The organism is endosymbiont 'TC1' of Trimyema compressum (genome assembly GCF_001584725.1).
Lineage (GTDB): Bacteria > Bacillota > TC1 > TC1 > TC1 > TC1.
The window spans coordinates 1115738-1127959 of record NZ_CP014606.1 but is presented as its reverse complement, the minus strand read 5'-3'; the positions used below and the strand labels follow the sequence as shown (position 1 = coordinate 1127959).

The window sequence follows — 12222 nt, the reverse complement described above, 5'->3', positions numbered from 1 at the left end:
ATAGAGTAGATAGAAAAAGTGAAATTAAGTTTTAATAGAAGTGAAAAAATAGTCTTCTTTGGAATTAGGAGAAAGAATGTTATTAGCAGAGTGGGGACGTATAGGGGGTTGTAGAAGCCCTCAATGTGTTCAAAGCAGGAAAGCTTAATTTGAGCAAAGGAAGAAAAAGACCTACGAAGAATTTCTTCTTTTTTCATATATTTAAAAAGGACTCAACGACAGCATTGTCCCAAGGATGAGAAAGCTTAGAAAAAGATTGAATGATACCAAAAGAATCAAGGAGCTTTCTAAAGATAAAAGAAGTATATTAGGAACCTCTGTCAGAATGAAAAATAAGAGAAGTAGAAGGTTTTTGAGAATAAAAGGCTTTGATAAAAGTATCCTTAACAAGAGAAGTATCAATTTTAAGAGAGAGCTTCCAAGCAATAATTTTACGAGAAAATAAATCCATAATAACACAGAGATAAGCAAAAGAGGCATTTAAATTAATATAGGTAATGTCACTAGCCCAGACTTGATTGGGCTGAGGAACATTAAAATTTTGATTTAGGTAGTTAGGGCAATCAAAATTGGGAATAGACCTCGGATGAATAAACCGAAGTTTGATAGTAGGCATTTTAGGAAGATTCATGTCAGTCATCAGGCGGCTCGCTCTACCAATACTGATGTTGATGCCATAGTCATAGGAAAGAAGAGCCTTAATCTTAGATGGGCCAATACGTCTCTTAGTAAGATGACAAATCTCCGAGAATAAGCTGACGGAGTTTTTAATTCTCAATAGTTCTAGGAGAAAGTTTTTCCGAAAAGTATTTGTAATAGGAGCTGCGGTTCACTTTAAGGACATGACAAAGAAAAGAGATAGCGTGCTGAAAACGAAGGGTATGAACAGCCATTAATCTTTGTCTGAGTGAGGCGTGAATATGGCAATTGCTTTTTTTAAAATGATATTTTCCTCCTAGAGTCGAGCATTACGCTTTTGAAGATCCTTAATCTGCTTAGCGGTTAGAATAGTATCATCATCAATTCTAACCTGAGAATAAAGTTTAATCCACTTGTGTAAAGCAGACATGGAGACACCATATTCTTTAGAAAGTTGGGATTGAGTTTTACCGTTTTGGTGTAAATTAACAATACTTTTTTTAAATTCTTCATCGTATTTCTTGTAATTATTCATAATTTTATCCTTTCTTATGTGTCTACTTATTTAAAACATGTTTCACTTTTTCCTGTCTACTTTTTTAGTATATGTCCAGTTTGAATATTGAAACTATGACTGATGAAGAAGCTATATAAGCAATAACAAAAAGCTATAAGTATTTATATAGACCTATTGCAGTTAGTAATACAGGTCATGTTGCTTTTGGTTTTAATGCAAAAAAATATGAAGAAATATTTTAGGAGAGAAAAAATGGATTTAATGGTAGTTTGGTTAGTTGTTATAATATCAACACTATTAATTGAGGTTATTACCCTTAACTTAGGGACTATTTGTTTTACATTTGGTGGTGTAACAGCCATAATTTTTATGCTTTAGGTTTTATCTTACTATACAGCTTATGGCTTTTATTATTGTCAGTGGTCTTTGCTTTGTTCTGTTAAGATCTATGGCTAAAAAAGCATTAACTAGAAAACGTGTGAAAACCAATGCAGATTCAGTAATTGGGGAAATAGCTGTTGTAACTGAAACTATTAAAAGCAATGAACAAGGGACTGTAAAAGTCCAAGGTAAAGAGTGGTCCGCTATTACTAAAGGTGAAAATATTACTTTTAAAATAGGGTCAGAGGTTAAAGTTATTGCTATTGAAGGTGTTAAATTATTGGTTCAAGATTGAAGGGAGAAAAAAATGATTTTATTTATTGTTCTAGCTGTTTTACTGTTGCTAATTTTAATTCTTAATGTGAAAATTGTACCGCAATCCAGATCCTATGTTATTGAGAGATTAGGTCGTTATAATGCTACTTGGGAGACTGGTCTTCATATTAAAATTCCTATTTTAGATCGAATTTCAAAAAAAGTTTCATTAAAGGAACAAGTTGTTGATTTTCCACCCCAACCTGTTATTACAAAGGATAATGTAACCATTCAAATTGACAACGACAACAACATTGCGTAATATTATTGGTGATTTAGAATTAGACCAATCTCTAACAAGCCGTGATGTTATTAACTCTAAAATGAGAATTATTTTAGATGAGGCTACTGATGTTTGGGGTGTTAAAGTAAATCGTGTGGAGCTAAAAAATATTTTGCCACCTGTCGGATATCCGGAATGCAATGGAAAAGCAGATGAGAGCTGAAGTTGAAAAAGAAAGTACAATTCTTAAGGCAGAAGCTCAAAGGGAAGCTGCTATAAGAGAGGCTGAAGGTGAGGCTCAAGCAATTTTAACTATTAATGAAGCTACTGCAAAAGGAATGCGTATGATTAAAGGGTGTTAATGCTGATGGACCTCTCCTTGCTATTAAATCTATGGAAGCTTTAACAAAGGTAGCTGACGGTAGATCTACAAAAATTATTATTCCTAGTGAACTCCAAAATATGGCTGGTTTAGTAACGACTATTGGTGAACTTTTAAAAGATGATAAAAAAAGAAATAGATTTGCTAATAAAAGAGGAAGTTACAGAATCGAGTAATTAATTTTTCAAATGATAATTGAGTAAACATCCTTACTTTATATAAAGTAAGGATGTTTTAAAGTGAGGTTTAAAGTGGTAGTTGTAATTGATAATTATGATTCTTTTACCTATAACATTGTGCAGTATTTAAAAATATTGGGGGCAGAAGTATCTGTATATAGAAATAATGAGATTACACTTAAAGTGTTAAAATCGTTACCAATGACTCATCTAATAATATCACCTGGACCTAAAACCCCAAAGGAAGCAGGTGTTACACTTGAGGCAATAGGGTGTTTTAAAACAAAGGTGCCTATATTAGGGGTCTGTTTAGGGCATCAGGCAATCTGTCAATATTTTGGTGGTTCTTTGAAAGAAGGGAATCCAGTTCATGGTAAGGTTGGATTAGTTCATCATAATGGTGAAAGTTTATTTAAAAACTTAAAGAATCCTTTAGAATTAACGCGATATCATTCTCTTTCTGTCAGTAGAGAGACTTTTCCATAGGATTTAGAAATAACAGGAACTCTTGAGGATGGTACCATCATGGCTATTTCTCATAAAACATTACCTTTGTATGGGGTGCAGTTTCATCCTGAAGCTATTTTAACAGAGGGCGGTCTTTCTTTATTTTCAGAATTTTTATAAAAGGTGGTAATGAGGGTCATGAATAGCATAAAGGTTAATTCATTTCTGACAACTGAAGCAGTTTTTTTATTGCTTCAAAATCATAAAGGATTTACATTTTTAGATAGTAGTTTAGCCAATAGTAATTTAGGGAGTATTCTTTTATGGGTGTTGAACCTTTTTTAACAGTTGCTTCTGATGGAGAAGGAACCATTTTAAAAGGAGTTGAGGAAGGTTATATCGATGAAAAACCTTATTTGATTTTGAGAAAACTATTGAAAAATATAAACGGACTTCTATTGGGGTGTTGCCTTTTGAAACGGGATGTATCGGCTATGTTTCTTATAATATGGGGAAAGCAAAGGACGTTCAGTACAAGAGTACAAAAGATTGTGTGGATTTGCCTCATTTATATTTTCAGTTTTATGATGTTATTTTATCTTATAATCATCAAAAAGAAGAATGGTTAATTTCTTGGGATGATTTATTTGAGAATAGCAAAGAGAAAGTATTGGCATTAAAAAGGGTGTTGGAGGAAGGACAGGAAATGAGGACGCCTATTTTAGACTAAATTATTGATTTTGACATTAAAAGCGATTTTAATAAGAGGGACTATAAAAAGCAAATAGAAAGAATCAGAGATTATATTTATAAGGGTGATGTTTATCAGGTGAATATGAGCAGGCAGCTTTCAGGAAGGACTTCATTAACAACTGGAGAATTATATTTGAGACTGAGAGAAACAAATAAAGCTCCTTTTTGTGCCTATATTCCAGTGAGGAATGGTTTTATTTTAAGTTCATCTCCAAGAGCGGTTTATGGAGGGGCGAAAAGGACTTTTAAGAACTCGCCCAATTAAGGGTACAATGCCTAGAGGGAAAACTGTTTTAGAAGATGAAATCTTAAAAAGCACTTTATTAAATAGTGAAAAAGATAGAGCGGAATTACTGATGATTGTTGATTTAGAAAGAAATGATTTGGGTATTATTTGTGAAACTGACAGTGTATCTGTGCCAGAACTTTTTATCATTGAGACTTATGAAACAGTCCATCATTTAGTGGCAACAGTTGAAGGTCAACTAAAAGATGGTTATGATGTAATTCATGTTTTGGAACATACTTTTCCAGGGGGTTCCATATATTGCTAAATTTAGAAAAAATCATTTAGATTTAAAATATCAATATAAAACAGTAGCTTATAAGGAGCAATTAGCTGCCCTTAGTGAGGCTAGAAAAGAAGGTTTTTTGAGACCCTTATTTTAAATAATCTGAGTCAAATAACAAGTGGTGCTATTTCCAATATATTTTGTTTGATTAATGGACAATGGTTTACACCTAAAATTTCTGCTGGGGTTTTAGGTGGGATAGTGCGGCAAGCACTTCGCCCTATCTTAAATTGGCAAGAAAGCACAATTAATTTGAAATTGTTAGAAGAAAGTGAAGCTATCCTAATATCTAATTCTCTATTGGGTATCTTGCCAGTTAAGGGGTTAAAAAGTGAAAAAGTAGAGATGAAAAAAAGGATGTATAGTGCTATAATGGAACAGTATAATAATTTAGTAATGGAGTCGTTAAGTGAAAATTGGTAATAGTGATTTTAACTTTCAAAAGAGAACGTATTACATGGGGATTTTAAATATGACACCAGATTCTTTTTCTGATGGTGGACTATATAATGAGGAGGAAAAGGCTGTTGCTCATAGTATGCTTTTAGAAAAAGAGGGTGCTGATATTTTAGATATTGGTTGTGAATCAACACGCCCTGGTTTTACAGTTGTTGAAGAGGCTGAAGAAATCAAGCGTTTGACAGGTTCTTTGAAGAAGATTTTAAAGTCAGTCAGTATTCCTATTTCTATTGATACTTACAAGGGAAAAGTAGCCGAAAAAGCCTTAGAACTCGGAGCCCATATGATTAATGATATTACAGGTTTGTGGCATGATCCTTATTTAAGCAAAGTGGTTGCTTATTATGGGGTGCCAATTTGTATTATGGTTAATAGACGTTTAATTAAATCTAGCGGAGATGTATTTAAGGATATAGCTATTTTTCTTAAAAAATCATTTTCCATTATCAAAAAAGCTGGCATTAAAGAAGAACAAATAATAATTGATCCTGGTATTGGATTTGGTTATTCTATAGATGAAAATTTTAAAATATTAGGAGCTCTTGAAAAAATGAAAGAAAGATATCCTTATCCAATATTACTAGGTACTTCGCGAAAAGGTATGATTTGGAAGACCCTTAATATAAAACCCAAGGACAGTGTTAATGGTACCTTAGCAACAACTGCTATTGGTATTCTGAAAGGTGCCAATATTATCAGAGTTCATGATATCAGAGAAAATAGAGAATGCGGTATCATTGCCGATTGTATAAGAAAATTACAGTAAGGAGACACCCGTGAAAAAAATTGTTTTAAAGGACCTAAAGTTTTATGGCTATCATGGTGCTTTTGAATTTGAACAAACTTATGGACAACGTTTTTTAGTAAATGTTGAGATGTATGGTGATTTACATGAGGCAAAGGATAGTAATAACTTAGAATACACTGTAAACTATGTTGAAGTATATGATTTAATTAAAGAGATTATGGAGGGTAAACCATTTAATTTATTAGAGGCATTGACGAGTCACATAGGACAATCTATAATTAAAACTCAGCCACTTGTTCAAAAAGTAGTTGTAGAGGTCAAGAAACCAGAAATACCTATTCCAGCTGTATGTGATTATTTTAGTGTAATAGTTACTACTAAAAGAGAAGTCACTGCTTATATTGCTTTAGGGAGTAATAAAGGTGATAAAAAAGGTTACCTTGATTCAGCGGTAAGACAATTACAATTTCATCCTCAAATCGATGTTGAAAAAATGAGTTCATATTATGTAACTGATCCAGTTGGTTATTTGGATCAAGATGAATTTTTAAATAGAGTTATTGAAATTAAGACTAGTTTAACACCTAATAAGTTACTTGAATATTGCCAGCATATTGAAACTAATTTATTTAGGGAAAGAATGATTCGTTTTGGTCCTAGAACAATTGATTTAGATGTTTTGCTTTATAATGAATATAAATCAGAAGATCCAATTTTAACGATTCCCCATCCTAGAATGTTAGAACGATCTTTTGTAATGATGCCTTTAAATGAGATTGCGCCTGATATTTTGATTAAAGGTAAAACTGTTAATAGCTATGTCCAAAAAATGGATCAATCTGGTATTAAAAAATATGAAGAAGAATAAGGGGGCCTATTTTATGAATGAAACAAGAGTCGATGTCAAAGTCGGAAAAGAATTTGAAGAATTAAATACTTTTTTAACATTTCATCAGTTTCCGTTTAAGTTAGGTGAAGAAAAAACATTTGATGTAGAAAAACTAGCAGAAGTAAAAGATCAATTTCTTCTAATTGAAAATGATAAGATAGAAGAATTTAAAGTGCTTTATTGCATTTTTAAAGATTTAAAAGCTAATTCAGGGGTTATTGAAGACAAGCCTGTGACAGAAAAAAGACCCATGGGTGATGATACTGCTTTGCGCTTAGTTAAAGAGGAGTTATTGTTAGCAGGCATAGAAGATTTAGAGGCGAAGCAAGAAGAGGAGAGCCCTTTTCAATTTAGGAAAGAGGAAGAAAAAGAAAATCAAGATAAGCCTTTAGAAGAAGCCTTTTATGATAAAAAGGGTAAGAAAAAGAAAAAAGAGAAGAAACAAAAAACAGCAAAGAAAGAGCGTAGCACTGGTTTTAAGGTGTTCCTTTTATTAATATGGATTATTATAGTAGTGATTTTAGCATTGATGTTTGTTTTAATTCGATAGGAGGTATATCATGAGTGATTGGCAATCAAGTTATGCAAAATGGCTGCAGGACCCAGGGATTTCTTCAGAGGATGTTGAAACATTAAAAGCCATGAGTGAAGAGGAAATTAAAGAGAATTTTTATGAGGATTTAGCATTTGGAACGGCTGGAATACGTGGTATAAGGGGTTTGGGAACTAATAGAATCAATAAATATGCCATTCGTAAAGTTACTCAAGGATACTGTGATTTTTTAATAGATACTATTCCTGATGCCAGGGCAAAAGGCGTTGCTATCGCTTATGATACTAGGCATATGTCTAGAGCATTTGCTGAAGAAGCAGCAAATGTATTCAGTGGTAATGGCATTTTAGTTTATTTATTTTCAACAATTCGTTCAACCCCTGAGCTTTCTTTTGCAATACGCTATTTAAAAGCTGCAGGTGGGTTAGTGTTAACTGCTAGCCATAATCCCCGAGAATATAATGGCTATAAAGTATACAATGAAACAGGTTGTCAGTTATCTACAGGGGAAACAGAACAACTAGTAGAAAAAATTAATAGAATTAAAACTTTTGATAAAGTTTTAATTGATGAAGAGGGTAGACGTATTCGTTTACTGACAAATGAATTAGAAACAGCTTATTTAAATCAAATTGAAAAATTGGCTTTAAATCCTTTCAATAAGGATTTAAGCATAATGTATAGTCCTTTACATGGCGTAGGCTTAAGTCCTATGAAAAAGCTTTTAGAGCAAGTTGGAGCTACTTTCAATCTTGTAGATGAACAGTGTATTCCAGATGGTGACTTTCCAACAGCCCAAAAACCCAATCCGGAAGAGCCAGAAGCCTTAAATTTAATTGTTGAAGAAGGTAAAAAGCACAAGTCCGAATTATTATTAGCAACAGATCCAGATGCTGACCGGCTTGGTGTAATGGTTTTACATCAAGGGGATTATATTTATTTAACAGGCAATCAAATTGGCGGTTTGTTAACAGAGTATATTTTAAAGCATAGAGAATATGATGCTAAAAATAGTTATTTGTTAACATCAATTGTGACCTCTAAATTCGGTGCTACCATTGCTAAGAGTTATGGTGTTGACACTGTAATTACTTTTACTGGTTTTAAAAATCTAGGTAAAAAAATGGAAGAGTTTTTAAATGAAGGTAAAGATGTTTTATTTACTTATGAAGAGAGCATAGGCTATTTGCCTGAGACCTTTATTAGAGATAAAGATGGCATCAGTACAAGCTTTTTAGTTGCCGAAATGGCTGGCGCTTTGAAAAAAGAAGGTAAAACATTAGTAGATCAGCTAAAAAGTCTTTATGAGAAACATGGTTATTTTAAGGAAAAACAAGTTTCATACACCTTAAAAGGCATTGAAGGACTTGAGGCAATTAGAAGCATTATGGCAGATTTAAGAGAGAGTGGACTAGGTCAGGGTCCAAAGGGTTTTAAATTAAAAGAGACAGTAGACTATTTAGAAACAACTATTGATTCTGATTATACTAACTTATTGTATTATACATTTGAAGATGGTTCTTGGATAGGTGTTAGACCTTCAGGAACAGAACCTAAATTGAAGCTTTACATCAATATTATGGCAGACAAACCAGGACAAGCAGATGCTAAATGTTCTATTCTTGAAAAATGGTTTAAGGAGAGAATTAGTAAATGGCTAGTTTAAAAAATACCGTTATTAGAGAGCAAACAACTTTAGGCTTATTATTTAAATGGTGATTTAAATGCTCTATTACTGGTTACTCGGAATGATGATTTTTTTTAAAACATAAAAGTTTTTCTTTTACCTGCTTTTTTGTCAGGTGATACGGCAGAGGCAGATCGCTTGCGAATTTTAGATATTTTTTGCAAATCTAAAGTCCTTAGATGTAAGGATTTTAGAACCTTTATTTTATGATAAAAATCCTTATATAAATAGAGGAATCCTAATGGTCCTTGCTAATATAGGGAGTGATGTAGCCTTAGAAATGATTTTGGATTTTGCTGCTTCTAATGAAGGCAGAATTCTTAAAAGGGAGCTTTTTGGAGAGGCTATTGGATTAATGTTAGGGCATAAGTCATGTCTAGAAACTGTTTTAAAAAGAAAAATTTCGGCTGACGAATCCCATTAGAGGATATTTAGCTGGCATGGGCTTTAAAACCGCCTAAAAATGAGGTTCTAAGTATTTATCCAGCACATGATTATTGGGCATTACTCTGTAAGGAAAATGGCTATGATTATCAGGAGTTTAAATACCATATACAATCTATGGCTGGAAAGAAATTTTAGAAAATGACTGTCATCTTCAATAGAAATATGAGATAATAGTATAAACGAAAAGAGGGATTAAATGATTGACTTTTCTTTTGAATTGTTTTCCAAGAATAAAAAATGTTTTATTTGTCAGAGAAAAACAACTGATTTTATTTGTCAATTGTGTAATAGAAACTTAAAAAGGTACCAGAGTCTTAGGGGAGTTAGTGGTTATTGTCACTACCATTTATACTTTCCATCGCCATATACAGGTGGATGTAAAGATTTAGTACACCGATTAAAGTATAGGGGAAAGACTTATTTAGCACAAAAAATGGCTTATATAATGCTTTCTTTTTATTTACAGAAAATAGTATCAATTCCTCAGCGTATTGTAGCAGTACCCATGAATGGAACTAAGGAAATTAAAAGAGGCTATAACCGTTGTGATTATTTAGGCAAAGCTATTGGTTCTATTTTAAAAATACCTGTAGTAAATCCTTTAGCTAGAAGTTCCGGTGTTTCATTAGTACAAAAAAGGCTCATTTTAGAGAAGTCAGTATTAAGGGCACGTTGAAACTTCGAAAGAATAATAGTATCAGAGGAAAAACATTTTAATTGTTGATGATGTGTATACAACAGGTGCAACCATTAGAGAAATGTTTAGAATATTGGAAAAGGCTGAACCTAAAACAATGAATGGGCTAATATTTGCAAAATATGAAAGTCAGGAAAATATGAAAAAGTGGTTTGAAGAAGATTTATTAAATAAAAGCCTATAAACAAAGGAAAAAGAGGGCTTTTCCGCAGAATCCACAAGAAAATACTATATTTGCTGTGGATACTGTGGAAAAATCTTGAAAATATAATAATAATGTGGAATAGGAGTTGAGAGTAATGAAAGTGTTGACTAGAACTAAAGGAATGGATATGACACAGGCTCTTGAAAATTATCTAGAAAGTAAGGCAGAATCATTTGTAAACAAGTATTTTCCTAATAATGATAATATTGAGGTTCAAGGTAGACTCAAATTAGAAAATGGCATGCATGTAGCAGAAGTTAGTATTTCTTTTCATAGCTATATTTTAAGAGGAGAATCAAGCTCAGATGATATGTATAGTTCTATTGATGAGGCTTTTCACAAAATAGATAATCAATACAGAAGACATAAAACTCGTTTAAGTAAAAAGAACGCAAGAAAATCTGGACTAAAAGAACTGACAATGGAAAGTAGCTTTATTGAAAATGAAAATGAAAATGAAATGCCATTGGAGGTTTTAAGACGTAAAACATTTATGCTAAAACCAATGCTTGAAGAAGAAGCTATTTTACAGATGGATCTTTTAGGACATAATTTCTATGTATATCTTGACGATAAAACTAGTAATATTCATGTAGTGTATAAAAGAAAAGAAGGTCATTATGGTATCATAGAAACTGAAAGATAAAAATCTGAATCTATATTCAGTAAAAAATGTTGCTCTTATACATGATTCATATGTGTATAGGGGCAACATCTTTTGTGGCTGGTTAAAATAATAAAAATAGGTTATAATTAAGACTAGATTAAAAAGGGTGGTGAGTGTATGTTGCAGACAAAGTTAGAGAAATTAGTAAGCACATTAAAAGAGGAAAATTTTATCCCCGCAGAAACATATAAAAAATATAATGTAAAGAGAGGTCTCAGAGACGTTCACGGGAAAGGTGTTTTAGTTGGATTGACTCGAATCTCAGAGGTACATGGATATTTAGTAGATGAGGTAGAACGAGTTTCTGACGAGGGTAGACTATTGTATAGAGGAATTGATATTTTTGATATTGTAAGAGGCTTTCAAAAGGACGGTCGTTTTGGCTTTGAAGAAGTTGCTTATTTAATTTTATTTGGTAATTTGCCAAAAAGAGAAGAACTAGAGTGGTTTCAACGTTATCAAGCAGAAAAACGTTTTTTAAGAAAAGGTTTTACTGAAGATTATATTCTTAAAAATGCCAGTCATAATATTATGAATGCTCTTCAAAGAGCTATTTTAAATTTATATGTATTTGATTCAGAAGCTGATGTAACAACTCTTGATAACGTTTTATTTCAGTCCCTGGATTTAATCGCTAAAATGCCTATTTTAATGGCTTATGCTTACCAAGCTAAAAAGCATCATTATGAGAAAAGAAGTTTTCATTTGTATCCACCAAAAGTGGAATACAGTGCAGCTGAAAATTTATTGTATATGATGCGTTCTGATGGTCAATTTACACATAAGGAAGCTGAAATTTTAGATTTAGCTTTAGTCCTTCATGCCGAGCATGGTGGTGGTAATAATTCATCATTTACAAATTATGTTATTTCGTCTAGTGGAACAGATACCTATTCAGCTATGGCTTCTTCAGTAGGTTCATTAAAGGGCCCCCTGCATGGTGGTGCTAATAAAAAAGTATTAGAGATGATTGCTTATATTGTTGAAGCCATTGGAGAAAATCCAACTGATGGAGCCATTAGAGATTGTTTAGTTTCCATCTTGAAAAAAGAAGGTTTTGATAAGAGAGGACTTATTTATGGCATGGGACACGCTGTCTATTCTTTATCTGATCCAAGAGCTATTTTATTTAAAGAAAAAGCTTTAGAATTAGCAGAAGAAAAAGGCGTTCTTGAGGCCTATAACTTACTACATCGCATTGAGTTAATTTCGAAAGAGGTTTTCAAAGAATTAAAAGGTGATGACTTTGCTATTTGCGCTAATGTAGATTTCTATTCTGGTTTTGTATATACCATGTTAGATATTCCAAAGGATTTATTTACGCCTTTATTTGCTGTTTCCAGAATGGTTGGCTGGTGTGCACACCGTTTAGAACAAATTGTTAATGACCCAAGAATTATTAGACCAGCTTATAAGTCAATTTATGGTGACAAACAATATACATCTATTTATGATAGATAGG

The 12222-nt window shown here is 32.5% G+C and carries 15 protein-coding genes and 4 pseudogenes; 18 read left to right on the top strand and 1 reads right to left on the bottom strand.

All coding sequences use genetic code 11. From position 1 onward, the window contains the following. Positions 1-24: 24 nt before the first annotated feature. A pseudogene (locus tag AZF37_RS07035) lies at positions 25-1174 on the bottom strand (IS3 family transposase). A gap of 195 nt (positions 1175-1369) precedes the next feature. Between AZF37_RS07035 and AZF37_RS10900 the strand changes: the two are divergent. The 18 genes and pseudogenes from AZF37_RS10900 to AZF37_RS06955 all read left to right on the top strand — a co-directional run bounded on the left by AZF37_RS10900 (position 1370) and on the right by AZF37_RS06955 (position 12221). Next, complete coding sequence (locus AZF37_RS10900; RefSeq protein ID WP_172793093.1) at positions 1370-1534, top strand: hypothetical protein; 165 nt, start codon at positions 1370-1372, stop codon at positions 1532-1534. A 22-nt stretch (positions 1535-1556) separates the two neighbouring features. Beyond that, on the top strand, positions 1557-1832 hold the full coding sequence (locus tag AZF37_RS07030; RefSeq protein ID WP_088370170.1) for an NfeD family protein: 276 nt from the start codon (positions 1557-1559) through the stop codon (positions 1830-1832). Positions 1833-1844: 12 nt separating this feature from the next. Further along, positions 1845-2633: pseudogene (locus AZF37_RS07025) on the top strand (SPFH domain-containing protein). Between the two features lie 75 nt (positions 2634-2708). Then, positions 2709-3263 (top strand): annotated as a pseudogene (locus AZF37_RS07020) (anthranilate synthase component II). Between the two features lie 18 nt (positions 3264-3281). Beyond that, positions 3282-3428, top strand: a complete 147-nt coding sequence (locus AZF37_RS10605; protein ID WP_162473972.1) for a hypothetical protein — start codon at positions 3282-3284, stop codon at positions 3426-3428. 88 nt (positions 3429-3516) lie between these two features. Beyond that, on the top strand, positions 3517-3813 hold the full coding sequence (locus tag AZF37_RS07015; RefSeq protein WP_088370169.1) for a hypothetical protein: 297 nt from the start codon (positions 3517-3519) through the stop codon (positions 3811-3813). Beyond that, positions 3814-4101, top strand: a complete 288-nt coding sequence (locus tag AZF37_RS13395; RefSeq protein ID WP_088370168.1) for a chorismate-binding protein — start codon at positions 3814-3816, stop codon at positions 4099-4101. It begins immediately after the preceding gene. After that, on the top strand, positions 4061-4390 hold the full coding sequence (locus tag AZF37_RS07005; RefSeq protein WP_088370167.1) for a chorismate-binding protein: 330 nt from the start codon (positions 4061-4063) through the stop codon (positions 4388-4390). Before AZF37_RS13395 ends, AZF37_RS07005 begins: the two co-directional genes overlap by 41 nt. A 99-nt stretch (positions 4391-4489) precedes the next feature. Next, positions 4490-4831, top strand: a pseudogene (locus AZF37_RS07000) (aminotransferase class IV); the annotation flags it as partial. Continuing rightward, on the top strand, positions 4818-5633 hold the full coding sequence (gene folP / locus AZF37_RS06995) for a dihydropteroate synthase (RefSeq protein ID WP_245611932.1): 816 nt from the start codon (positions 4818-4820) through the stop codon (positions 5631-5633). The pseudogene AZF37_RS07000 and the gene folP, both read left to right, overlap by 14 nt. A gap of 10 nt (positions 5634-5643) precedes the next feature. Further along, positions 5644-6483 (top strand): 2-amino-4-hydroxy-6-hydroxymethyldihydropteridine diphosphokinase, encoded by an 840-nt coding sequence (folK, locus tag AZF37_RS06990; protein ID WP_088370165.1) that lies wholly within the window; start codon positions 5644-5646, stop codon positions 6481-6483. Positions 6484-6496: 13 nt separating this feature from the next. Further along, positions 6497-7054 (top strand): hypothetical protein, encoded by a 558-nt coding sequence (locus AZF37_RS06985; RefSeq protein ID WP_162473970.1) that lies wholly within the window; start codon positions 6497-6499, stop codon positions 7052-7054. 10 nt (positions 7055-7064) lie between these two features. Further along, positions 7065-8723 (top strand): phospho-sugar mutase, encoded by a 1659-nt coding sequence (locus AZF37_RS06980; protein WP_088370163.1) that lies wholly within the window; start codon positions 7065-7067, stop codon positions 8721-8723. Positions 8724-8985: 262 nt separating this feature from the next. After that, a complete protein-coding gene (locus tag AZF37_RS06975) occupies positions 8986-9168 on the top strand; it encodes a hypothetical protein (protein WP_088370162.1) in 183 nt (60 codons plus the stop codon). A 219-nt stretch (positions 9169-9387) separates the two neighbouring features. Next, positions 9388-9867: a ComF family protein gene (locus AZF37_RS06970; protein WP_088370161.1), complete on the top strand. Its 480-nt coding sequence runs from the start codon at positions 9388-9390 to the stop codon at positions 9865-9867. A gap of 34 nt (positions 9868-9901) precedes the next feature. Further along, a complete protein-coding gene (locus AZF37_RS06965; protein ID WP_088370160.1) occupies positions 9902-10072 on the top strand; it encodes a phosphoribosyltransferase family protein in 171 nt (56 codons plus the stop codon). A gap of 115 nt (positions 10073-10187) precedes the next feature. Then, positions 10188-10739, top strand: coding sequence for a ribosome hibernation-promoting factor, HPF/YfiA family (gene hpf, locus AZF37_RS06960; RefSeq protein WP_088370159.1), 552 nt, complete (start codon positions 10188-10190; stop codon positions 10737-10739). Positions 10740-10877: 138 nt separating this feature from the next. Then, positions 10878-12221: a citrate synthase gene (locus tag AZF37_RS06955; protein WP_088370158.1), complete on the top strand. Its 1344-nt coding sequence runs from the start codon at positions 10878-10880 to the stop codon at positions 12219-12221. Position 12222: the final 1 nt, after the last annotated feature.

Bases quoted from the DNA above. Each gene is read 5' to 3' on its own strand.
- AZF37_RS10900 (WP_172793093.1), top strand. From the start codon at position 1,370: ATGCAAAAAAATATGAAGAAATATTTTAGGAGAGAAAAAATGGATTTA.
- AZF37_RS07030 (WP_088370170.1), top strand. From the start codon at position 1,557: ATGGCTTTTATTATTGTCAGTGGTCTTTGCTTTGTTCTGTTAAGATCT.
- AZF37_RS10605 (WP_162473972.1), top strand. From the start codon at position 3,282: ATGAATAGCATAAAGGTTAATTCATTTCTGACAACTGAAGCAGTTTTT.
- AZF37_RS07005 (WP_088370167.1), top strand. From the start codon at position 4,061: ATGGAGGGGCGAAAAGGACTTTTAAGAACTCGCCCAATTAAGGGTACA.
- AZF37_RS06985 (WP_162473970.1), top strand. From the start codon at position 6,497: ATGAATGAAACAAGAGTCGATGTCAAAGTCGGAAAAGAATTTGAAGAA.
- AZF37_RS06980 (WP_088370163.1), top strand. From the start codon at position 7,065: ATGAGTGATTGGCAATCAAGTTATGCAAAATGGCTGCAGGACCCAGGG.
- AZF37_RS06975 (WP_088370162.1), top strand. From the start codon at position 8,986: ATGGTCCTTGCTAATATAGGGAGTGATGTAGCCTTAGAAATGATTTTG.
- AZF37_RS06970 (WP_088370161.1), top strand. From the start codon at position 9,388: ATGATTGACTTTTCTTTTGAATTGTTTTCCAAGAATAAAAAATGTTTT.
- hpf (WP_088370159.1), top strand. From the start codon at position 10,188: ATGAAAGTGTTGACTAGAACTAAAGGAATGGATATGACACAGGCTCTT.
- AZF37_RS06955 (WP_088370158.1), top strand. From the start codon at position 10,878: ATGTTGCAGACAAAGTTAGAGAAATTAGTAAGCACATTAAAAGAGGAA.